General features: G+C 66.2%; 19 protein-coding genes. 10 read left to right on the top strand and 9 right to left on the bottom strand.

The genetic code is table 11. The features are described 5' to 3' along the window. Positions 1–20: 20 nt before the first annotated feature. Genes FFY45_RS00675 through pilG form a run of 3 tightly spaced genes read right to left on the bottom strand, consistent with a single transcriptional unit; the run spans position 21 to position 1,332 of the window. Complete coding sequence (locus FFY45_RS00675; RefSeq protein WP_006450736.1) at positions 21–551, bottom strand: chemotaxis protein CheW; 531 nt, start codon at positions 549–551, stop codon at positions 21–23. After that, a complete protein-coding gene (locus tag FFY45_RS00670; protein ID WP_006450735.1) occupies positions 551–913 on the bottom strand; it encodes a response regulator in 363 nt (120 codons plus the stop codon). Before FFY45_RS00670 ends, FFY45_RS00675 begins: the two co-directional genes overlap by 1 nt. Before the next feature lie 17 nt (positions 914–930). Then, positions 931–1,332 (bottom strand): twitching motility response regulator PilG, encoded by a 402-nt coding sequence (gene pilG / locus FFY45_RS00665; RefSeq protein ID WP_023904776.1) that lies wholly within the window; start codon positions 1,330–1,332, stop codon positions 931–933. Between the two features lie 236 nt (positions 1,333–1,568). On the opposite strand from pilG, the gene gshB reads away from it, so the two are divergent. Then, complete coding sequence (gene gshB, locus FFY45_RS00660; RefSeq protein ID WP_176338951.1) at positions 1,569–2,519, top strand: glutathione synthase; 951 nt, start codon at positions 1,569–1,571, stop codon at positions 2,517–2,519. After that, complete coding sequence (locus tag FFY45_RS00655) at positions 2,516–3,391, top strand: energy transducer TonB (RefSeq protein ID WP_176338950.1); 876 nt, start codon at positions 2,516–2,518, stop codon at positions 3,389–3,391. The genes gshB and FFY45_RS00655 overlap by 4 nt, the downstream gene beginning before the upstream one ends. Before the next feature lie 573 nt (positions 3,392–3,964). On the opposite strand, the gene tsaB is transcribed toward FFY45_RS00655, so the two are convergent. The 4 genes from tsaB to mrcB form a co-directional block, all read right to left on the bottom strand. Beyond that, the gene (gene tsaB / locus FFY45_RS00650) at positions 3,965–4,687 is read right to left on the bottom strand and encodes a tRNA (adenosine(37)-N6)-threonylcarbamoyltransferase complex dimerization subunit type 1 TsaB (RefSeq protein ID WP_176338949.1); all 723 of its coding nucleotides are present in this window, start codon (positions 4,685–4,687) and stop codon (positions 3,965–3,967) included. A 28-nt stretch (positions 4,688–4,715) separates the two neighbouring features. Beyond that, a complete protein-coding gene (yoaA, locus tag FFY45_RS00645; RefSeq protein WP_176338948.1) occupies positions 4,716–6,722 on the bottom strand; it encodes a DNA repair helicase YoaA in 2,007 nt (668 codons plus the stop codon). Between the two features lie 280 nt (positions 6,723–7,002). Further along, on the bottom strand, positions 7,003–7,530 hold the full coding sequence (locus FFY45_RS00640) for a hypothetical protein (protein ID WP_176338947.1): 528 nt from the start codon (positions 7,528–7,530) through the stop codon (positions 7,003–7,005). A gap of 14 nt (positions 7,531–7,544) precedes the next feature. Continuing rightward, on the bottom strand, positions 7,545–9,992 hold the full coding sequence (mrcB, locus tag FFY45_RS00635; protein WP_176338946.1) for a penicillin-binding protein 1B: 2,448 nt from the start codon (positions 9,990–9,992) through the stop codon (positions 7,545–7,547). A gap of 95 nt (positions 9,993–10,087) precedes the next feature. On the opposite strand from mrcB, the gene FFY45_RS00630 reads away from it, so the two are divergent. Then, complete coding sequence (locus tag FFY45_RS00630) at positions 10,088–12,190, top strand: glycosyltransferase (RefSeq protein ID WP_176338945.1); 2,103 nt, start codon at positions 10,088–10,090, stop codon at positions 12,188–12,190. 149 nt (positions 12,191–12,339) lie between these two features. Here the strand turns inward: FFY45_RS00630 and FFY45_RS00625 are convergent, their stop codons facing one another. Together FFY45_RS00625 and FFY45_RS00620 are read right to left on the bottom strand one after the other, a co-directional pair. After that, entirely contained in the window at positions 12,340–13,854 is a 1,515-nt protein-coding gene (locus tag FFY45_RS00625; protein WP_176338944.1) for a hypothetical protein, read from the bottom strand. Between the two features lie 199 nt (positions 13,855–14,053). Next, positions 14,054–16,240, bottom strand: coding sequence for a RelA/SpoT family protein (locus FFY45_RS00620; RefSeq protein WP_176338943.1), 2,187 nt, complete (start codon positions 16,238–16,240; stop codon positions 14,054–14,056). 290 nt (positions 16,241–16,530) lie between these two features. Between FFY45_RS00620 and pqqA the strand changes: the two genes are divergently transcribed. From pqqA to FFY45_RS00585, 7 genes are all read left to right on the top strand, one after another. After that, positions 16,531–16,611 carry a pyrroloquinoline quinone precursor peptide PqqA gene (gene pqqA, locus FFY45_RS00615; RefSeq protein ID WP_002812057.1) on the top strand — a complete coding sequence of 27 codons (81 nt, stop codon included), beginning with the start codon at positions 16,531–16,533 and terminating at the stop codon, positions 16,609–16,611. Between the two features lie 67 nt (positions 16,612–16,678). Continuing rightward, positions 16,679–17,578, top strand: a complete 900-nt coding sequence (gene pqqB, locus FFY45_RS00610; protein ID WP_176338942.1) for a pyrroloquinoline quinone biosynthesis protein PqqB — start codon at positions 16,679–16,681, stop codon at positions 17,576–17,578. Next, positions 17,575–18,327, top strand: coding sequence for a pyrroloquinoline-quinone synthase PqqC (gene pqqC / locus FFY45_RS00605; RefSeq protein ID WP_176338941.1), 753 nt, complete (start codon positions 17,575–17,577; stop codon positions 18,325–18,327). Before pqqB ends, pqqC begins: the two co-directional genes overlap by 4 nt. Continuing rightward, a complete protein-coding gene (gene pqqD, locus FFY45_RS00600; RefSeq protein ID WP_055823953.1) occupies positions 18,324–18,602 on the top strand; it encodes a pyrroloquinoline quinone biosynthesis peptide chaperone PqqD in 279 nt (92 codons plus the stop codon). Before pqqC ends, pqqD begins: the two co-directional genes overlap by 4 nt. Continuing rightward, on the top strand, positions 18,599–19,723 hold the full coding sequence (pqqE, locus tag FFY45_RS00595; protein ID WP_176338940.1) for a pyrroloquinoline quinone biosynthesis protein PqqE: 1,125 nt from the start codon (positions 18,599–18,601) through the stop codon (positions 19,721–19,723). The genes pqqD and pqqE overlap by 4 nt, the downstream gene beginning before the upstream one ends. 171 nt (positions 19,724–19,894) lie before the next feature. Next, positions 19,895–20,407: a hypothetical protein gene (locus FFY45_RS00590; protein ID WP_176338939.1), complete on the top strand. Its 513-nt coding sequence runs from the start codon at positions 19,895–19,897 to the stop codon at positions 20,405–20,407. 404 nt (positions 20,408–20,811) lie between these two features. Next, positions 20,812–21,846, top strand: a complete 1,035-nt coding sequence (locus tag FFY45_RS00585) for a glucokinase (RefSeq protein WP_176338938.1) — start codon at positions 20,812–20,814, stop codon at positions 21,844–21,846. The last annotated feature ends 3 nt before the right edge of the window (positions 21,847–21,849 follow it).

The raw sequence follows: 21,849 nt of genomic DNA, 5'->3' as shown, positions 1-21,849 counted from the left end.
TGACGTGGCGGGGTCGCGGCTTAGGCCGCGGCCTGCCGGAATTCAGGAGTGCGCGACAGCAACGCCAGGGAGAACACACCCCAGTCCTGCGTCTCGTTGCGAAAGGCGCGTTCAATGAAATGGGCGTAGCGGCCTTGCGCCAACTCGCCGGGTTCGACCGCCTGGACCTGCTCGAAGCTGCGCTGGCCGTACAACTCATCGATGGTCAGTGCGACGTCGCCACCGCTCTGGCGCATGATCAGCACACGCTGGCCTTCCTGCAGCACCGTGCGCCGGCCCTCCAGGAACTGCTTCAGATCGATCACCGGAAACAGATTGCCGCGCAGGTTGCCCACGCCCAGCAGCCAGGGCTGTGCGCCCGGCACCGGGGTGACCGGCGGCATCGGCACGATTTCCGCCACTTCGCGGAAATCCGAGACCAGGCGCCGGGTACCGACGCGATAACCGACGCCACGCCAGATATCGGCCGAGAACTGGCGTTCCGGCAGCGCCGTGGCGTGCGCGAGACTACGACGCTCGTAGTCTTCAAGAATGTCGAATGGAGAACGCATCAACGCACCAGTTGTTTGATGCGGGCGATCAGATCGTCTTCGCGCGGCGGCTTGACGATGTAGTCGCTGGCACCTTGTCGCAAACCCCAGGCCTTGTCGGTTTCCATGCCCTTGGTGCTGACCAGCAGCACGGGGATGTCCTTGGTGGCCTGGTCGCGTGCAAGTGCACGCGTTGCCTGGAAGCCGCTCATGCCGGGCAGCACCACATCCATCAACACCAGATCGGGCGCCTGGCTGCGAATCAGCTCAAGTCCCGCTTCGGCGTTGTCGGTGGCGACGACGGTATGGCCTGCTTTTTCCAGCCATTGACTGAAGACTGCCCGGTCGGTGGGCGAGTCCTCGATCAATATAATTCGAGCCATGTTGCCTTTCCCCCTGGTCAGGCGTGGACGTACGTGCGAATCGCGCTCAGTAGTTCTTCACGAGTGAATGGCTTGGTCAGATATTGCTCGGAGCCGACGATGCGGCCGCGTGCCTTGTCGAACAGCCCATCCTTGGACGACAACATGATCACCGGCGTCGACTTGAAGAGCTGGTTGCCCTTGATCAACGCGCACGTCTGGTACCCATCCAGGCGCGGCATCATGATGTCGACAAAAATGATCTGAGGTTGCTGGTCCGCAATTTTGGCCAGTGCCTCGAAACCATCCGTTGCTGTCACTACTTCACACCCTTCTCGCTTGAGCAGCGTTTCGGCGGTGCGGCGAATAGTCTTCGAATCGTCGATGACCATCACCTTCAGTCCTGCGAGTTCCCCACCCGCAGCAATGTGTTCACTCATGCAAATATCCCCGGACGTGCAACGCTTCTTCCTTTCCGTCGTCGCTACGAAACTGCATGTATATCCCAAGACCCGCATTGACTGTCAAGGGCGCATCGCCGGGGCCCCGCCAGGCGGACGTTCCGACCGCGTCTGGGTGCGTCAAGACCGGCTAGTCGCGCACTACGACCCGCCAGGCGCGCCATCGCCCACCGCTTGAAGTTACCATCGGCAGTCTGTTCGAAAGGTTTAGTCCCATGTCGCTCGACGTCGTTGTGGTGATGGATCCCATCGCCTCCATCAAAATCGCCAAAGACACTACCTTCGCCATGTTGCTGGAAGCCCAGCGCCGTGGCCACCGTTTGCAGTATGTGCGCCCCGGCGGACTCAGCCTGCGCGACGGACGCGCGGTGGCGCAGGTCGCACCCCTGAGCGTGCGCGAAGACAAGGCCAGCTGGTTCACGCTGGGCGAATTCGCCGAGCTGGCGTTCGGTCCCGGCCAGGTGGTGCTTATGCGCAAGGACCCGCCGGTAGACGCAGAGTTCATCTACGACACCCAGGTGCTGAGCGCCGCCCAGCGCGCTGGCGCGCAGGTGGTCAACGACCCGCAGGGTCTGCGCGATTACAACGAGAAGCTGGCTGCGCTGCTGTTTCCGCAATGCTGCCCGCCGACACTGGTCAGCCGCGATGCGGCGGCGTTGAAGGCCTTCGTGCTGGAACATGGGCAAGCCGTGCTCAAGCCGCTGGACGGCATGGGCGGGCGCTCGATCTTCCGCAGCGGCACCGGCGACCCCAACCTCAACGTGATCCTGGAGACGTTGACCGACGGCAACCGCAACCTGACCCTGGCGCAGCGCTTCATCCCCGACATCACCGCCGGCGACAAGCGCATTTTGCTGGTGGATGGCGTGCCGGTGGACTATTGCCTGGCGCGGATTCCGCAGGGCGACGAATTCCGCGGCAACCTGGCCGCCGGCGGACGTGGCGAAGGCCGGCCGCTGTCCGAGCGCGACCGCTGGATCGCCGCGCAGGTCGGCCCGGAAATGCGCCGCCGCGGCATGCGCTTCGTCGGCCTGGATGTGATCGGCGATTACCTGACCGAGGTCAACGTCACCAGCCCGACCTGCGTGCGCGAGCTGGATGCGCAGTTCGGTTTGAACATCGCCGGGCTGCTGTTCGACGCGATCGAGGCCGGCGCTGCGCAATGAGCGCGGCTGCGGCACTGCCGGCCCCCATGGACGAGCGCCGGCGGCTGACCACGACGCTGGTGATCTCGTTGCTGCTGCACGGCGTGCTGATCCTGGGCGTGGGCTTTGCGGTCAGCGAAGATGCGCCGCTGGTGCCGACGCTGGATGTGATCTTCAGCCAGACCAGCACCCCGCTCACGCCCAAGCAGGCCGATTTCCTGGCCCAGGCCAATCAGCAGGGCGGCGGCAATCACGCCACCGCGCAGCGCCCACGCGACAGCCAGCCCGGCGTGGTGCCGCAGGACCGCAGCGGACTGGCAGCGCAGGCGCAGCGTGCCACCACGGTGCAGGCGCCCGAACCGACGCAGACCCGCGTGGTCGCCAGTCGCCGCGGCGAGCAGACCGTGCCGCCCCCGCAACCGAATCCGCAGACCGACCCGCTCACCCCGGCCGACGCGCAACGCGTGCAGCGCGACGCGGAAATGGCCCGGCTCGCGGCAGAGGTGCATCTGCGCTCGGAGCAATACGCCAAGCGCCCCAATCGCAAGTTCGTCTCGGCCAGTACGCGCGAATATGCGTACGCCAACTATCTGCGTGCGTGGGTGGACCGCGCCGAGCGTGTCGGCAATCTCAATTACCCGGATGAAGCGCGCAGGCGCCGACTCGGCGGCAAGGTGGTGATCAGCGTGGGCGTACGCCGCGATGGCAGCGTGGAAAGCAGCCGCGTGCTGATCTCCAGCGGCACCCCGGCGCTGGATGCGGCAGCGCTGCGCGTGGTGCAGCTGGCGCAGCCGTTCCCGCCGCTGCCCAGCACCAAGGACGATGTGGATATCCTGCAGGTCACGCGCACGTGGTTGTTTTTGCCCGGCGGCGAGCTGCACGACGATCGCTGAGGTGTGGTGGGTTGAGGTGTGGTGGGTTTGATCGATGATGCGACCAAATATGTCGCCATCTTTTGCCAACTGCTCGCGACGGTTTTTCAGCCACCTTAAGACAGTGAGATCTTGGCTGTGTTGGGAGGAGCAGAAGCAGAGCGGCCGATCTGCCACTTGGCTGCAAGGCCCTTGCCCGCCCACCATCGCGGGACACGCCGCAAGTACGTCCGTGTAGGCTCTTCGGCATCCATGCCGCGTAAGGTCCCGCGACGGTGGGCGGGCAAGGACCAGTCGAGATGGTCGGTATGCAAGGCTTTCGACAGAGCAACCAGCAACCTGTCTGGTGCGGTGTCCTCGCCGATTGCGGGACCGTGTGGCGGCATGGATGCCGCCACCGAGCCTACATGGACGTACTTGCGGCGTGTCCCGCGGGCGGTGAGGGCACCGCACGCTCGACCGACTCAGCTTTTGACTCCATCTAAACGCCGCTAAGACTCGACATCTCGATTGCCTTGGAATCGTTGGACAGTTGTTTGCAACTTTCCATATCCGCAACCTTGCCGCCATCAATACCGGGTTCGAAAGGTGTTGTTAGCCGCTCTTGGCGCCGGCGGCCTTTGCAGCGCGTGCGGCCTGCTGCTCGATCAGGGTCAGCGCAACGTTGTCGCGCAGATAGGCTGGTTCGACCCGCTCCGGTGCCACGCCTTCGCCGCGCAACAGCGCCGGCACGGCGAGTGTGAGCAGATCGGCGGCGTGCGGGAGCGCGGCTGCATCGACGCTGGTCAGCTGCGTTGCGAATCGCTGTTGCAGCAATGCATCGGCAGCGGCGAATCCGGTGCCCACACCGGCAAAACGTTGAAGCATATTCGGCAGAACCAAGGCGTCCGGTGCACAGACCACTTCCGGCGCCAGTTCCAGCAGCGTGTCGCCGCGACGCTCGAACACGCCGGCATACACCTCGCCCATGCGCGCATCGATGCAGGCCAGTACCTGTGTCGCATCGGTGGGTGCGCGCAAGGCCAATACTTGCAACGTGGAGACGGCCAGCACCGGTACATCAAGGCCCAGGGCGATGCCTTGCGCGATGCCGATCGCCAGCCGCACACCGGTGAAGGCGCCGGGGCCACGGCCGACCGCAATCGCATCCAGCTGGCGGCGCGCAATACCCGCGTCGGCCAGCAGTTGCTCGGCCCACGGCAGCGCCAGCTCGGCGTGGCGGCGCGGCGCCAGTTCGAAGCGCTCGAGTACGCGGCCATCCACATGCAGCGCGACGGAACAGGCTTCGGTGGAGGTCTCGAACGCGAGGACTTTCATGACAGGACCGCAGGCAGGAAGGGGAAGCTCACGCGTCGCCGAACGGCAACGCGAGCACGCCATTGTCGCCCACCGGCTCGGCGACGCCAAAAAACGCGCGCACATCGCCAATCTCGCGGGTGCGCGCAAACGGCGGCAGCGAATTCATGAAGGTGCGGCCGTAGCCCTTGTTCAACAGCCGCGGGTCGCACAGCACCAGCACGCCGCGATCGGTCTCGCTGCGGATCAGCCGGCCGACGCCCTGCTTCAGCGCAATCACCGCCTGCGGCAATTGCTCGTCGCGGAACGGGTTGCCGCCCTCGCGGCGGATCGCATCCAGGCGCGCTTCGAACACCGGGTCGTCGGGTGCGGCGAACGGCAGCTTGTCGATCACCACCACGCTCAAGGCATCGCCGACCACGTCCACGCCCTCGCGGAAGCTGGCCGACCCCAGCAGCACGCCGTTGCCGGAAGTGCGGAAACGCTGCAGTAACGTGGCGCGTGGCGCTTCGCCCTGCACGAACAACGGCCACGGCGCACCGCGCAATGCTTCGGCCGCTTCGCGCAGCGCGCGGTGCGAAGCGAACAACAGGAATGCGCGGCCGTTGGAGGCTTCCAGCACCGGCGTCAATGCGGCGATCAGCGCCGTGCCGAAGCCGCGCGCCGCCGGATCGGGCAGATGTGGCGGCAGATAGCACAGCGCCTGGCGCGCCCAATCGAAGGGACTGGGCTGCAGCAAAGTCACCGGATCGCTCAAACCCAGGCGCTGCGCGATGTGGTCGAACTCGCCGCCCACCGCCAACGTGGCCGAGGTGAACACCCACGCCGCGTGCGATTTTTCGCGGTGTTCGCGCAGCGGGCCGGAGACATCCAGCGGCGTGCGTTGGCAGCGGAAACCGCGCGGGCTCAGCTCGTACCACAGCACATCGTTGTCGACGGTGTCTGGTAAATCCTGCGCAAAATCCAGCACCGGCGCGTCTTCGCCCAGCCACCGAGACAGCCGCGCGAGCGCTTCCTGCGCGCGTGCAGAGCAGCCATCGAACCCGGGCGATGCCTCGCGCAACGGCAGCAGAGATTCGCCCAACCGCGCCAGCGACGACAGCACCGCATCGAAGCCCTCGCGCACCTGCGGCTTGGCCAGCGCGCGCCATTGCGTGCCGCGTGGCGGCAGGCCTTCCATGCCTGAGCGCAGGCCGCGCAACGCTTCGTCCAAGGCGAGAATCGGTTCCTGCAGGCTGGCCTGCGCGCCGGCCACCAGCCGCGCTTCGACCATGCAATCGCGGGCCAGTTCCTGCCAGGGCCGCATGCCGAAACTTTCGCCAAAGAAGTTCGCCGCCAGTTCCGGCAGCTGATGCGCTTCGTCGATGACGAAGGCCTGCGCGCCGGGCAGGATCTCGCCGAAGCCTTCCTGCTTGAGCGCCAGATCGGCCAGCAGCAGATGATGATTAACCACCACCAGGTCGGCCGCCTGCGCGCGCTGACGCGCCTGCACCACAAAACACTCGCTGTAAAACGGGCATTCGGTGCCCAGGCAGTTGTCGACCGTGGAAGTCACCAGCGGTAGCAGTGGCGAGTCGTCCGGCAGGGCCTCCATCTCGGCCATATCGCCGAACTGGGTACGCCCGCTCCAGGCAACGATGCGATGGAACTGCGAGACCTGTTCGGGCGTAGAGAAACGCGGTTCGCCGCGCGCCTGCTGGGTGCGGTACTTGCACAGATAATTGGCGCGCCCTTTCAGCAGCGCGCTGCGCAGGCCGATGCCCAACGCGGCACGTAGGCGCGGCAGATCGCGATGGAACAACTGGTCCTGCAGCGCGCGGGTACCGGTCGAGATGATGGTCTTGAGCCCGGACAGCAGCACCGGCACCAGATAGGCGTAGGTCTTGCCGGTCCCGGTGCCGGCCTCTGCCAACAGCACATCGCGCTGCTCGAACGCCTCGGCGATGGCGCCGGTCAGGCGCAACTGCGCGGCACGCGGCGCAAACGCATCGAGCTGACGCGCAAGCGCCCCGCCCTCGCTGAGCGCCTCGATGCTGGCAGTGGCAAGTTGGGACATGAGACCGAACAGAGACGGGATACAGAAGCGAGACAGCCTAGCGCGTGTGCAGTGATGCTGCCTGGATTGCGCTTTATGGAGTGCGGACTAGCGCCATTGCGCCAGCAACAGCCACCCTCCCGTGCCTGCATCACCTCAGACGGCCTGCATAACGCAGCGAGCAGCATTCACATCAGCAGGGGGCAGCTTTCCAACCACCGATGCGCGGCAGTGACACTAGCTGCACCAAGCGCCGACCGCGCCCGCCTGGCGGTGAGCGCAGTCGGCTTGATTACTGCAATCAGTACCGCTTCACACCAGGCACCGTGCACCCGGCAATCTGCACCTTGGCCGAGGCGGCATTTTCTTTTTCGCCACGGGCAATCCGCGACTGCTCGATGGTGGCCCAGTGACGACGGCACAGCGGGCCGGTCTTGGAACCCAGTTCGATGGCCTGTTTGGCGAAGCGCTCGGCGCCCGGCCAATCGGCCTGCAGCACGGAAACTTCCGCACGCTCCTGCAGCACCGCCGGGTCACCGGCGACCAGACCCAACGCCTGATCCAGTGCTGCAGCGGCGCCAGCCAGATCGCCGGCCTGGCGCTTGGCCTTGGCGGTCTCGCGCAGATCGTCCACCTGCGGGTCGCGCAGCGGCTGCACCGACAGTTCGGTGTCGTCGACGCCAGCCTCGCGTTCGATCAGCAACAGCCGCTGTGTCGGGGTGGTCGGGTCCACAGGTGTCGGCGGCGGCGGCGCGGGCGGCGCACTGACGCAGGCAGACAGCGCGGCAAGCACGCCGAAAAGGGCAAGGAGGCGGTGCAGTCGGTTCATGAGGTCACTCCAATTCAATGCGCGGACGGGGGCGAGGCAGGCGCTTGCGCGGGTTCTTCCGGCTTTTTGTCCAGACCGAAGAAGCGGCGCCAGCCACTCCCGCCGGATTGTTCGGCAGGCGCTGCAGGATCGCCGGGCGCGCCTTCGATCGACGGTGCATTGCCGGCACACGGGGCGTAGGCCGGCGTGAACCCGACCACGAACGGGAACTGGCGCGCGCCCGGGCAACCGGGGTCGGTCACGCCGGTGCCGGCCGCATCCACCCACTGCCAATCCAGGCCCTTGCCGCTGACCTTCAGCGGCGCACTCGGCAGCCGCGCGAAGATGCTCGACCACACCCGCATCGCGCCGGTGGCACCGTACAGGCCGGTCTGCTCGTTCTGATCGTTGCCCATCCAGATCACCGCCAGGTGGTCGCCGGTATAGCCGGCATACCAGCTGTCGCGGCCGTCGTTGGAAGTACCGGTCTTGCCGGCCGGCGACAGCCGGCCCAGGCCATCGCCCAGCAGTTGCCGCGCGGTACCGCCGCTCACCACTTGCTGCAAGGCGATGCTGATCAGGTTGGCGGCCACCGAATCACCTTCCTGCGCAGGAGCCGGGGTCTTGTCGTAGCGCTTGAGCAGCTTGCCCTGGGGGTCGAGCACGCCGCGCACCGCATGCAGCGGCTGGATCTCGCCACCGGCGGCCAGGAACTGATACAGCTGCGCCATACCGTACGGGCTCTGATCGGTGGCACCGAGGATCAGCGAGGGATTGGTGTCGGCCTTGATGCCGGCCAGCACCTGGATCAGCTGCGCGATGCGCTCCGGGCCGACCTGCATGCCCACGCGTACCGTGGCCTGGTTGTAGGAATGCGCCAGCGCATCGATCAGCCGCACCGTGCCGTGACTGCGGTTGTCGGAATTGCCCGGCGACCAAGTCTTGCCACGGCTGAGCTGCACCGTCACCGGTGCATCGTCGACCCAGCTGGACAACGCCCAGCGATCCGGCGAGGCCAATGCCAGCAAATACACGAACGGCTTGAGCAAGGAACCGACCTGCCGCTGCGCTTCGACCGCGCGATTGAAGCCGGGCTTGGCCACATCGCGGCTGCCGACCACCGCCAGCACATCGCCGTTATGCACATCGGTGAGCACCAGGCCGGCCTGCAGCGGCGGGCGCTTCTTGTTGTCCAGCCGCTTGATGGTGCCGGTCACCGCGCCTTCGGCATACGCCTGCGCGGACGGCGACATGCCGGTGAGCACGCTCATGCCGGCGCCTTGCAGCACGCCTTCCGGGTAATCGTGCGCCAGCTGGCGCCGCACCAGATCCACGTAGGCCGGGAAGCGGTTGGCGGCGACCAGACCGGGTTCCTTGGGCACACCCAACGGCTCGGCCAGTGCGCGCTTGTACTCGGCCGCGTCGATCAGGTTGTTCTCGTGCAGTTTGCCCAGCACGAAATTGCGTCGATCCAGCGCCCGTTCCGGGTTACGCCGCGGGTCGTAATACGACGGCCCCTTGACCAACCCGATCAGCAGCGCGATCTGCTCGGTGGTCATCGAGTTGAGTTCGCGACCGAACCACAGCTCCGCACCGGAGGACACGCCATGAATCGCCTGCCCGCCGCGCTGCCCCAGATACACCTGATTGAGATAGGCCTCCAGGATGGTGCGCTTGTCGTAGCGCGCCTCCATGATCACGGCATACAGAATTTCGTTGAACTTGCGGGTAACCGTCTGTTCCTTGCCGATACCGAGCAGGCCGCTGCGTGCCAGCTGCTGGGTCAAGGTGCTGGCGCCCTGCCGCACCTGGCCGCCGGAGCGCGCCATGATCCAGGCCGCGCGCACCATGCCGCTGAGATCGATACCGTGGTGGCTGTTGAAGTCGCGGTCCTCGACCGCCTGCAGGCCGGTGACCAGCAGCTCGGGCACTTCTTCCATGCGCACCAGGCGGCGCTCTTCCTGCTTCTGCCCGTACAGCGTGGCGATGCGCGCCGGATCCAGCCGCGCACTCTTCAGCGCCTTGCGGTCGCCGGCATCGCGCAGGCTGGCCACACGCCCGCCCGAGACGCTGACCTCGATGCGCCGCGCAGGCACCCGCCCGTCCACGTCGATGTAGCCGCGGCTGGCGATGGTGAAGCGGCTGCCGTCCTGCTGATAGGTACCGGCCAGTTTGGCTTGACCATCGTCACGGTACGAGGCTGCATCCAGCTCGGTCTTCAAAGTGGCCGCATCCAACGCATCGCCGGGCACCAGCACCAATGGCCGCCCGTACACGCGGGTCGGGATCTGCCAACGCAGCTCGCCGAAACGCTGGGTGACCTGCTTGTTCAGATACACCGTGTAGGGAATCAGAAAACCAAGCGCCAGCGCGAATGCAGCAAAGGCCCAGACAATCAGCCTGCGTTGCCAGCGGGAGCCTTGCTCGTTGGTGTCGTCCTCGAAATCGTCGGGAGCGTCGTGGTCGTCGTGGCGTCGGGGCACAGGGATGCGAGAATGTAGAGTCCGGCGAGTCTAGCGCAGCGCTGTGGTGGTTGTGGTCAGCCGGACCCTTTGACTTAAGCTGGAGTTTCAACGCGATGTCGATGTCCCTGGCCGATGCACGCTATCTGTTCAATCGCGTGCTTGGGCTGATCCACCGCAGCGTGGCAAGCATGCGCACACGCGGCTGGCGCGCCACCTGGCAGCGCATTCGCGTGCACACGCAGGCGCCGCCGGTCGCGCTCGGCACGCCGCTGTGGTTGCCGGACCCCGCACCGTTTGCCGCGTTTGCGGTGCCACATAGCGCCACGCCGCGCGTGACGCTGGTGATTCCGGTCTACAACCACATCGCACACACGCTTGCCTGTTTACGCGCGCTGGCTGCGCATCCACCGCAGCTGGATGTGGAGATTGTGGTGGTGGATGACGGCAGCAGCGATGCCACCGAAGCGCAGCTGCCGCAGGTGCAAGGGCTGCACTACCACCGGCGCGCCAGCAATGGCGGTTTCATCGCCGCCTGCAACGACGGCATCGCACTGGCGCGCGGCGACTACGTGGTGCTGCTCAACAACGACACCATTCCGCAACCCGGCTGGCTGGATCGGCTGATCGACACGTTCGCGCAGCATCCCAGCGCAGGCCTGGTCGGCGCGCAACTGGTGTATCCGGACGGACGCCTGCAGGAGTCCGGCGGCGTGGTGTTCGCCGATGGCAGCGCCTGGAGCTACGGCCGCTTCGAATCGGCCGACGACCCGCGCTACGCGTATGTGCGTGCGATGGACTATTGCTCGGGCGCGGCGATCGCGCTGCCACGCGCATTGCTGCAGACGCTGGGCGGGCTGGATCGCCGTTACATGCCTGCGTACTACGAAGACACCGATCTGGCGTTTGCGGTGCGTGCGGCCGGGTATCAGGTGCTGGTGCAGCCGGCCAGTGTGGTGGTGCATGACGAAGGCACCAGCAACGGCACCGACACCCGCACCGGGGTGAAGGCGTATCAGGTCCGCAATCAAGCCGTGTTCGCCGAAAAATGGCGGCAGGCGCTGGCAATGCAGTTGCCGGTCGGCACCGTGCCTGCGCCTGCGCTGCTGCATCGCGGCCAACGTCAGGTACTGATCCTGGACGAGAGCGTGCCGCAGCCGGACCGCGATTCCGGCTCGTTGCGGCAGTTCAATCTGATCCGCCTGCTGTGCGAAGAAGGCGCGCATGTGGTGTTCGTGCCCACCCGCCGCGAACACGCAAGGCGACATACGCAGGCACTGCAGCAACTGGGGGTGGAAGTCTGGTATGCGCCGTTCCTGGATGGCATCGGCAGCTGGCTACGCACACATGGCGCGCGCTTTGCGGTGGTGCTGCTGGTGCGTCACCACGTTGCGCATGCCTGCCTGCCGTTGCTCAAACAATACGCCCCGCAGGCACGCACCCTGTTCGACACCGTGGATCTGCATTACCTGCGCGAACGCCGCGGCGCCGAGCTGGCCGGCGATGCCAACCTGTTGCGCGCGGCAGAACGCACCCGCCTGCGCGAACTGGAGATCATGGCCGCCACCGACGTCACGCTGCTGGTCTCGGCAGCCGAACAGGCGCAGCTGCAGGCGGACGCACCGCAGATCCGCACCGCCCTGCTCTCCAATCTGCATGAAGTGGCCGGTAGCGGTCATCCCTTCGCGCAACGTCGCGACCTGGTGTTCGTCGGTGGCTTCCGGCATCCGCCCAATGTGGATGCGGTGCAATGGTTCATCAGTGCGATCTTCCCGCAGGTGCGTGCGCAGTTGCCGGACGTGATCTTCCATTGCATCGGCGCGGACATGCCGGAGGCGCTGAAACTACTGGCCGACGAGTGCCCGGGCGTGCAATTGCGCGGACATGTGCCGGATCTGGTGCCGTACATGGACACTACGCGCATCGCGGTGGCGCCGTTGCGCTTCGGCGCCGGCGTCAAGGGCAAGATCAATCTGAGCATGGCGCATGGCCAACCGGTGGTCGGCACCACCTGTGCAGTGGAAGGCATGCATCTGCGTGATGGCGAAGACGTATGCGTAGCGGATAACGCCGACGCCTTCGCCGCTGCAATCGTGCGCCTGTATCAGGATGCAGCGCTGTGGCAGCGCCTGGCCGACAACGGTTTGCGCAACGTGGCGCAGCATTTTTCGCTGGATGCCGCGCGTAGCACGGTACGCGCGTTGTTTATCGAGGCTTGAGTTGCCTGCCACTGGCGTGCGTGCCTTGGTACACCCGCGCTGCCAGCGTGGGCCGGGCACGTAGCGGGAGTTGGTGGCCAGAGCCGCCATTCCCCGCGCGCCGCTCAGGCATCGCGCTCAAGGAAGCGCCGTCAAAAGCGGCCTCCACCTCAACGCTGCTCCGCTACCGCCTTGACCCGGCGCGTGAACTCGACCAATTCCGGCAGCCACGGATCCAGCTGACGCGCCTCGTCATGCGCGCGCCGCGCGAACGCCGCATCCTCCTGCCCCAGGCGTTCGCTGCCCACCGCAATCCAGCGCTGAGCCAGACGTCGGCGCGCGCCGATCAGCGCCTCGCCGTTCGGCATCAGTGCCTGCCACGCATCCAGACAACCGCGCGCGGCACGCAGACGGTTGTTGCGCAACTCGTCCTCGAAACAGCGCTGGCTCGCCGGCGCCACCCGTGCAGCGGCCTGCAGCACGCGCGGATCGCGCGGTGCCAGCGCCTGCGCTGCTCGCACCGCGTCGTAGGCACTGGCGCCGGGCGGGGTCATCCATTGCTGCTGCGCTTCGGCATCTGTCACCCGTTGCAGCAGCGCGCGCAGACGGCGCTCGCGTGCACCACGCGACAAACCGGTTTCAGGGCTGCGTTGTGCATCGCGTGCACGCGCAATCGCCTGTTCTGCCTGCGCGATCGATGCAGCGCCCGGCACCAGGGCGCGCGCCTCCTGCAGCGATTGCAGTGCAGCGTCGAAGTGGAAATCCGCCGCCTGCCGGCTGGCCTGCGCGGCGTATTCGCTCGCGACCTGATCGAGCCCGCGACGCGCTGCAGCATCCTCTGGCTCGGCCGCCAGCACGGCGCTGAAATCGCGTGCGGCCGGCGCCAGGCGACCACGCCGCAACAAGCCTTCCGCGCGTTGACGGCGCTGCTCCAGCATGCGGTGGTAGTGGCCTTCGGTCAGCGGTACATCGGCATGCCCGGCGTCGTAGCGCTTGGCGGCTGCCAGCAACATCGCCGCATCGCCGAGCGCGTCGCGCGCCAGTGCGTGGCGGGCCTGCGCCAGCAGATCGGTCAGGGCATCTTCGCGCCCTTCCAGGGCATCGGTGCGGTCCGGCGCCAGGGTCAGGATGCGTTGGTACAACGGCAATGCACTGTCCGGCGTGCCATCCAGGCGTCCTTGTTGCTGCGCGGCCACGGCCTGCGCGAACAAGGCATCCAACCCGGCGCGACGTGCCTGCAGCGCGCGCAAGCGCAGCGTGACTGGCGCGATCTGCGCTTGCGGCACTTCCAGCGCAGTCGCCAGCGCCAGTGTGCGTTGCGCTCCGGCGGCGTCCCCGGCCGCGATTGCCGCACGCGCCTGCACCACTGCGGCGGCACCGGTGCGCGCCAGTCCGGCACGGGCTTCGCTGCGGTCGCTATCCAAGGCGAGCGCGGCAGCAAACAGTTCGCGCGCGCCGCTGCCATCGGCGGCACTGAGTTGGCCGCGCGACAAGGCCGCATTGCCCCGTTGCAGCAGCTGCTGGATACGCGTATCCGGCCACAGCCAATCGGCCAGCGGCTTGCGCACTACGATCGTGGTCAACAGCAGGCATGCGCAAAGCACCAATGCCACGCGCCATAGCGCACGGCTGCGCAACGGCGCCCAGAGGCGGGGCGATCTGGCCCAGCGCGGAAGCGGGAGCATGCGGTGGCGTCCATCCTTGGCGCGACCTGACGGGGACGCGTTCACCCCGCTATGGTAGCCGGCCGCTGCGAAGACGATGTGCGCTTCGGGATTCGGGATTCGGGATTCGGGATTCGGGATTCGTCAGGCAAGCACACCTTGCCTGCTGTGTGTGCCGCCTGTTTCAAATCGATTGACGCTGGCGAGGTGTGCGGCGCGCTCAGCCGAGTCGGCGCACCTCACTCACCCCGGGCAAGGCATCCAGCTTGCCAAGCAAGCCGGACAGCTGGTCGTAATCGCTGACCTTCAAACGCAAACGCAGTTGCGCGCGGCCGGTATCGCGCACGTTGTCGCTGTTGATCTCCAGCACATGCGCGTCTTCCTGCGCGATCAGGTTGGTGATGTCCTTGAGCAGCCAGCGGCGGTCGACCGCGCGCACCTGCACATCCACCTCATAGCCGCTGCCGGCCTGTCCCCACTCCACCGGCAGCACGCGCTGCGGATGCGCGGCAGCCAGACGCGACAGCGCCGCGCAATCGGTGCGATGCACGGTGATGCCGCGGCCGCGTGTGAGATAGCCGGCGATTGGCTCGCCCGCCACCGGCTGGCAGCAGCGCGCCAGCTGCACCAGCAGATTGCCCACGCCCTGCACGGTGAACTTGGATTTGCCCAAGCCCTCGCGCCGTGCGGTGGGCCGTGGCGGCGCCGGTACGGCAGGTTGCGAGGCCGCGCGCTCGGCTTCCAGCAACGCACGGCTGACCTGGTTGGGCCCGGTATCGCCCAGCGCCACCTGGATATACAGATCGTCGATGTTTTCGGCGTGGAATTTGCGCGTGGCCACACTCAGATCGGAGTGCTGCAGGCCCAGACGCTTGAGCTCGCGATCGAGCAACTCCTTGCCCGCGTGCACGTTGCGCGCGCGGTCGAGCTTGTGGAACCACGCACGCACCTTGTCGCGCGAGCGCCCGCTGGCCAGAAAGCCGTTGGACGCCAGCAACCAGTCGCGGCGCGGGTCGGCTTCCTTGGCGGTCATGATCTCCACCCGGTCGCCGCTGCGCAGCCGGTAGGTCAGCGGCACGATGCGATCGTTGACGCGCGCGCCGCGGCAGCGATGCCCGACCATGGTGTGCACGTGGTACGCAAAATCCAGCGGCGTGGCGCCTTGCGGCAGATCGATCACCTCGCCCTTGGGCGTCAGCGCATACACGCGGTCTTCGATCAACTCGGCATCCAGCGCGCCGGCCAGTTCGCCGTGGTCGCCCTCCTGCACCTGTTCCAGCAGCTGGCGCATCCACAGGATCTTGCGGTCGAAGGCCTTCTCGGCGCCCTTGCCGCCTTCCTTGTACTTCCAGTGCGCGGCCACGCCGAGCTCGGCCTGCGCGTGCATCTCGTGGGTGCGAATCTGGATCTCGATGGTGCGCCCTTCCGGGCCGAGCACTGCCGTGTGCAGCGAGCGATAGTCGTTGGCCTTGGGCCGGGCGATATAGTCGTCGAACTCGCTCGGCACCGGTGCCCACAGCGAGTGCACCGCACCCAGCGCGGCGTAACAGGCGGCCACGTCGTCGACCATCACCCGCACCGCGCGGATGTCGTATAGCTGGTCGAACGACAGGCGCTTTTTCTGCATCTTCCGCCAGATGCTGTAGATGTGTTTGGGCCGCCCGCTCACTTCCGCACGCAGGCCCTGCTGGGTCAGCGACGTCGACAAGGTGCGCTTGACCGTTTCGAGATAGCGCTCGCGCGCCACGCGGGTTTCGTCCACCTCGCGGGCGATGCGGCGGTAGGTCTCCGGCTCAAGATGCCGGAACGCCAGGTCTTCCAGCTCCCACTTCACCTGCCAGATGCCCAGCCGGTTGGCCAGCGGGGCGTGGATGTCGCGAGTGAGCTGGGCAAGCGCGCGGCGTTGTTCTTCGCTCAGGCGGTCGGCCACGCGCATGCGCGCCAGCTGCCGCGCCAACAGGATCGGCACCACCCGCAGGTCGTGGATGATGGACAGCAGCAGCCGCCGCAAACCTTCGCTGTTGCGCCCGGCCTCGCGCCCGGCATGCAGCGCCCAGACCTGGTCGGCCGCATCCAGCCCATCGAGCAAACCTTCGACCACCACACGCCGTTCGGCCGGTTGCCATGGCAGGCTCGCGACCACGCCGCGCAATGCAGGCAGATCGAACAGCAATGCAGCAATCAAGGTGGCCTCATCGGCCGCCAGCAACGCCAGCGCATCCAGCGTGTCGGCAAGCAGCGCCCACGGCACGGCATCGGCTTGCGCTGGCGGCACGTTCTGCCAGGCCTGCGCCAATGCATCGCGCAAGGCGGGCGCGATCGACGCGACAGCAGGACGCTGCAGCACGGCATGCAGGCGGTCGAATGAGGAACTGGTCACAACGGTGGACACGGGCGTGGGCAACAACAGTGGTCTGACAGCTACGGTAACGTGCGCGTCACCTTCTCCACAACGCGCAATCGCAGCGCAGCCACGGAAATCCGACACCTTCGCGCTTATGCCCGGTTCACCCGCCAACACCTTGATTCGCAACCGCTCTGTGCGGAATCCGATGCTGTTGCGCATAGGAACTCAGCCTGATCGGCGACTTTTTACATGCTCTTTACAATTCGCCCAAACCGGCTGCCTATGCTCCGTTGGCGTCGTCGCTGCTCAGTGCTGCGGCAACGTCATTCCAACCAACTGCGAGGTAGCCGATGAAGACCTGGAAGAAGCCTGTCGTTCGTGAAGTCAATTGTGGCGCCGAGATCAACTGCTACGTCTCCGGCGAATTCTGAGCTCACCTGCCGCCCTTCCTCTTGATGCATGACCGGCTTGCTGCCGGCAGATAGGTAACAGTTCTCCATGCGCATCATCGTTCTGGGATCGGCGGCCGGCGGTGGGCACCCGCAGTGGAATTGCCACACACCCGCGAGTCAACGGGCGTGGCAACAAGCAGACGGTGCCCAACGTCGTACCCAGGCCAGCATCGCCGTCAGCGCCGACGGCCAACGCTGGGTACTGATCAACGCCTCACCCGATTTCCGTCAACAAATTCTCGCAACGCCTGCGCTTTGGCCGCAGCACGGTCTGCGCCATTCGCCGATCGAAGCGGTGCTGCTGACCAGCGGCGAGATCGACCATATCGCCGGGCTGTTGTCGATGCGCGAAAGCCAGGCTTTCTCGCTGCATGCCAGCAGTCGTGTGCTGGATCTGCTCTCGCAAAACCCCATTTTCGACGCGGTCAATCCGCAGTATGTGCAGCGCCAGCCGTTTGCGCTCGACACGCCGTTGTCGCTGCTGGGTTTGCAGCTCACGCCATTCTCGGTGCCCGGCAAGGTGCCGCTGTTCATGGAATCGCGCAGCGGCGGCGATCTGGCCGGCTCCAACGAAGAAACCCTCGGGCTCACCATCGACGATGGCCAGCACCGCCTGCATTACATCCCCGGCTGCGCGGCAATGACCGATGCCTTGCGCGCGCGCCTGCAAGGCGCCGAACTGGTGTTCTTCGACGGCACGTTATGGCGCGACGATGAAATGGTGCAACTGGGCGTCAGCCAGAAGACCGGCCAGCGCATGGGACACATGAGCATCGATGGCGCCGACGGCACGATCGCCGCATTCGCCCCGCTGGAGGTGGCACGCAAGATCTTCATCCATCTCAACACCACCAATCCCGTGCTCGACACCCGCTCGCCGGAGTACGCCAGCGCGCGTGCCAGCGGCTGGGAAGTCGCGCACGACGGCCTGGAGATCACCCTGTGACCGCCCTGCTCACCCCGGACCAACTGGAAGCGGATCTGCGCGCCATCGGCGCCCGTCTGTACCACGACCAGCACCCATTCCACGCGCTGCTGCACGACGGCAAGCTCGATCGCGGCCAGGTCCAGGCCTGGGCCTTGAATCGCTTCGAGTACCAGCGCTGCATCCCGTTGAAAGACGCCGCGATTCTGGCGCGCATGGAAGACCCGGCGCTGCGGCGGATCTGGCGTCAACGCATTCTCGATCACGATGGCAATAGCCCCACCGATGGTGGCATCGCCCGTTGGCTGCATCTGACCGATGCGCTGGGCCTGGAGCGTGGCCTGGTCGAATCCGGGCGCGCACTACTGCCCGGCACGCGCTTCGCGGTGCAGGCCTACCTGCAGTTCGTGCGCGAAAAAAGCCTGCTCGAAGCGATCGCCTCTTCGCTCACCGAGTTGTTCGCCCCCAACATCATCGGCCGGCGTGTGGCCGGCATGCTCAAGCACTACGACTTCGTGTCGCCCGAGGCGCTGGCCTACTTCGAGCATCGCCTGACCGAAGCGCCGCGCGATTCGGATTTCGCACTCGATTACGTCAAGCAGCACGCCGATACGGTCGAGAAACAGGAGCTGGTCAAGGCCGCGCTGCACTTCAAGTGTTCGGTGTTGTGGGCGCAGCTGGATGCCTTGCACGTGGCCTACGTCAACCCTGGCATCGTTTGGCCGGATGCGTTCGTGCCCGACCGCGACGCCAGCCGGGCCGCTGCGTGAGCAGCATCACCCGCGACAGCCAGCCAGCCCTGCGCGCCGGCGTGCGCCTGCAGCACGACCGCGCACGCGATCAATGGGTGCTGCTGGCGCCAGAACGCGTGGTCGAGCTGGACGAGATCGCGCTGGTGGTGGCGCAGCGTTACGACGGCGCGCGTTCGCTGGCGCAGATTGCGCAGGAACTGGCCGCCGAATTCGATGCCGACGCGGCAGACATCGAGGTCGATGTGATCGAACTCACCAACACTCTGCATCAAAAACGTTTGCTGCGGCTATGAACATCGCCCCGCCGCCCCTGTCCGTGCTACTGGAGCTGACCCATCGCTGCCCGCTGGCGTGCCCGTATTGCTCCAACCCGATCGCACTGGCAGCGCTGCGCGAAGAAATGGACACCGCCGGCTGGCGCTCGTTGCTGCAGCAGGCCGCCGACATGGGCGTGCTGCAGGCGCATTTTTCCGGTGGCGAACCGACGCTGCGCAAGGACCTGCCCGAGCTGGTGGCGCATGCGCGCGCGCTCGGGCTGTACAGCAATCTGATCACCTCGGGCGTGGCCGGCGGCGAGCCGATGCTGGATCAATTGCAGGCGGCCGGACTGGAACACGTGCAACTGAGCGTGCAGGACGTCGACCCGGCCGGTGCCGACCGCATCGCCGGTTATCGCAACAGTCTGTCGAAGAAGCGCGACTTCGCTGCCGCCGTGCGTGCGCGTGGCCTTCCGCTGACGCTCAACGCGGTACTGCATCGGCATAACGCCGAGCGCGTGCCGGGCATGATCGCGCTGGCGCTGGAATGGCAAGCCGAGCGTATCGAAGTGGCGCACACCCAGTATTACGGTTGGGGCCTGCGCAATCGCGCTGCGTTGATGCCCAGCCGCGAGCAACTGATGGCCACGATTACGGCAGTGGAAACCGCACGCCGCGAGCTCGGCGACCGCCTGGCGATCGACTTCGTCACGCCCGACTATTACGCGCGCCAACCCAAACCCTGCATGGGCGGCTGGGGCCAGCGCTTCGTCAATATTTCCCCGCGTGGCGATGTACTGCCCTGCCATGCGGCCGAAACCATCGAGGGCATGCGCTTCGACAATCTGCGCGAGCGCTCGCTGGCCGATATCTGGAACAACGGCGAGGCGTTCGTGCGCTTCCGCGGCACGGCGTGGATGCCGGAGGTGTGCCAGGGCTGCCCCAAGCGCGAGATCGACTGGGGCGGCTGCCGCTGCCAGGCCCTGGCGCTCGCCGGCGATGCCGCCACGCTGGACCCCGTGTGCGAACGCTCGCCGGTGCACGCCGACGTGCGCGCCACCGCCGAACGCGAGGCCGCCGCGTCCACACCTGAGTTTGTCTACCGCCGTCCCGAACGTGCTGCGCGCGCGAACGTAGCAACGGTAGACGAGGAATAATTCACAGCAGCAGCTTGAGCCTTTTTGCGCATCTGCCTGCCACCTCTCCATGCGGCGCGAAAGGGCCTGTAGCTTGTGGAGGCGAACACCAGCAGCGCGCGCCGTAGGCCAAGCTGCACGATGCGCGCCAGCGTCTACACTAGCGGCCTCTTCGTCTTCCGGATCGCCTCCATGTCGCTCGCGCGCCGCATTCCCCTGCTGGTCGGCCTGACCTTCGCGTTGACCGCTCTCCCGGCCCTGGCGCAGCGCGCCGTGCAAGGCGATCTGCAGTCGCAGATGAGCGCCGAGCAGTTCAAGGCAGCCGGCCTGGACAAGCTCAATGCCAGCGAGTTGGCCGCGCTCAACGACTGGCTGCAAGGCAAGGTCGCCAAGGAAGCGGCCGTGGTGGTCGAACAAGCCAAGGAAGCCGGCCGCCAGGAAGTGATCGTCAAGAACCGCGGCTTTTTCGATTTCGGCAGCAAGGAGCCGATCGAAAGCACGATCGTTGGCGAGTTCAAGGGCTTCTCCAAGGGTCGCGTGTACACGCTGGCCAATGGTCAGGACTGGGAGCAGACCGACGCCGCCAGCTTGGCCGGCGTTCGCAAGGATGCGCCCAAGGTCAAGATCAAGCCCGGCCTGGTCGGCGTGTGGTATCTGCAGATCGAGGGCTACAACACGCCTGCCAAGGTGCGTCGGGTCAAGTAAGCGCGGCTGACTGACGACTACGCCGCAACCAAGCGCGCGTGGTCGGTGTACGGAACCGACGATAGCGCCTGCAGCACCTTGCCGGGCGTCACGACCACCGCTACTGCGGCCCAGACTGTGGAGCGATCGCACACGCTGGCAGCCGACAGCGCCGTCTTGTCCAAATAGGCTTCGGCTACAAACACAGTCCACCAACAAACAGGCGCTACCCACGCTGGGAGCGCCTGTCCTGTTTGCGCATTGAAGTCCGCACAGACACCTCCAAAACAGCCTATTTAGCGCTTGAGTGCGTCAACAAGATCGATCCAACCCGACTGATCCATTGACATCGTTGTCACCAACTCCTACACAGGCCCGTACTCGCTGACGGCATCGGACGATCGGCGAACCCTTGAGGATTGAATGTGGCTGCGACCTCGCGCTCTGCTCACGCTGCTGTCTTGCCCGCTTGCCCCGCTGCCACCGGCTTCATCGCTGCCGATGTCGGTGGCACGCATGTGCGTGTCGGCCACGTGGCGTATGCGGGCAACGCAGCGATCGAGCTGTCGCAATACCGCACTTATCGCGGCAGCGAGCACGCCAGTCTGGAGACGATCCTCGGCGACTTTCTGCAGCAGGTGCGCGGTGTCGATGCGGTGGTGATCGCCAGTGCCGGTGTCGCACTGGACGATGGCAGCTTCATCAGCAACAACTTGCCGTGGACGATTTCGCCCAGACAGATGCGTCACGCGCTTGCAGTGCGCAGCGTGCATCTGGTCAACGATTTCGAAGCGGTTGCCTACGCTGCGCCACAGATGCAACAACGCGCCGTGCTGCAGCTCAGCGGGCCGACGCCACGGCATACGCGCGCCGCCGGTCCGATCCTGGTGGTCGGTCCCGGCACCGGGCTTGGTGCTGCAGTGTGGATCGATGCCAAGCCTCGTCCGATCGTGCTCGCCACCGAGGCCGGCCAGGTCGCGTTGGCCAGCACCGACGACAGGGAGCTGCAACTGCTGCGGATTCTCCAGCGCGGCCAGCCCTATCTGCCCCTTGAGCATGTGTTGTCCGGCCCCGGCCTGCTCAATCTCTACAACGCCGTGTGCGAACTGCACGCGGTGCCGCCACGCCATCGCCTGCCTGCCGCGATCACGCATGCAGCGCTGCACGAAAACGATGCCGTGGCGCTCGACTGCCTGCACAGCTTCTGCGCATTGCTGGGCAGCGCGGTCGGCGATATGGCGCTGGCCTACGGCGCTGCCGGCGGCATCTATCTGGCCGGCGGGATCCTGCCGACGATCGGGCAGTTTCTGGCAACCAGCGCTTTTCGCGAACGTTTTTTAGCCAAGGGAAACATGCGTGCGCTGCTCGAGCGCATCCCGGTCAAGCTGGTCGAGCACGGGCAGCTGGGCGTGCTCGGCGCGGCCAACTGGTATCTGCAACAACACGTCCACGTGTCGTAAGCG

This window comes from Xanthomonas hortorum (assembly GCF_011305375.1).
Lineage (GTDB): Bacteria > Pseudomonadota > Gammaproteobacteria > Xanthomonadales > Xanthomonadaceae > Xanthomonas > Xanthomonas hortorum_E.
The sequence above is the reverse complement of the archived record's forward strand: the minus strand, read 5'-3'. Positions and strand labels throughout refer to the sequence as shown.

Coding starts and splice junctions, on each gene's coding strand:
- FFY45_RS00675 (WP_006450736.1), bottom strand. CDS start 551: ATGCGTTCTCCATTCGACATTCTTGAAGACTACGAGCGTCGTAGTCTC.
- FFY45_RS00670 (WP_006450735.1), bottom strand. CDS start 913: ATGGCTCGAATTATATTGATCGAGGACTCGCCCACCGACCGGGCAGTC.
- pilG (WP_023904776.1), bottom strand. CDS start 1,332: ATGAGTGAACACATTGCTGCGGGTGGGGAACTCGCAGGACTGAAGGTG.
- gshB (WP_176338951.1), top strand. CDS start 1,569: ATGTCGCTCGACGTCGTTGTGGTGATGGATCCCATCGCCTCCATCAAA.
- FFY45_RS00655 (WP_176338950.1), top strand. CDS start 2,516: ATGAGCGCGGCTGCGGCACTGCCGGCCCCCATGGACGAGCGCCGGCGG.
- tsaB (WP_176338949.1), bottom strand. CDS start 4,687: ATGAAAGTCCTCGCGTTCGAGACCTCCACCGAAGCCTGTTCCGTCGCG.
- yoaA (WP_176338948.1), bottom strand. CDS start 6,722: ATGTCCCAACTTGCCACTGCCAGCATCGAGGCGCTCAGCGAGGGCGGG.
- FFY45_RS00640 (WP_176338947.1), bottom strand. CDS start 7,530: ATGAACCGACTGCACCGCCTCCTTGCCCTTTTCGGCGTGCTTGCCGCG.
- FFY45_RS00630 (WP_176338945.1), top strand. CDS start 10,088: ATGTCGATGTCCCTGGCCGATGCACGCTATCTGTTCAATCGCGTGCTT.
- FFY45_RS00625 (WP_176338944.1), bottom strand. CDS start 13,854: ATGCTCCCGCTTCCGCGCTGGGCCAGATCGCCCCGCCTCTGGGCGCCG.
- pqqA (WP_002812057.1), top strand. CDS start 16,531: ATGAAGACCTGGAAGAAGCCTGTCGTTCGTGAAGTCAATTGTGGCGCC.
- pqqB (WP_176338942.1), top strand. CDS start 16,679: ATGCGCATCATCGTTCTGGGATCGGCGGCCGGCGGTGGGCACCCGCAG.
- pqqE (WP_176338940.1), top strand. CDS start 18,599: ATGAACATCGCCCCGCCGCCCCTGTCCGTGCTACTGGAGCTGACCCAT.
- FFY45_RS00590 (WP_176338939.1), top strand. CDS start 19,895: ATGTCGCTCGCGCGCCGCATTCCCCTGCTGGTCGGCCTGACCTTCGCG.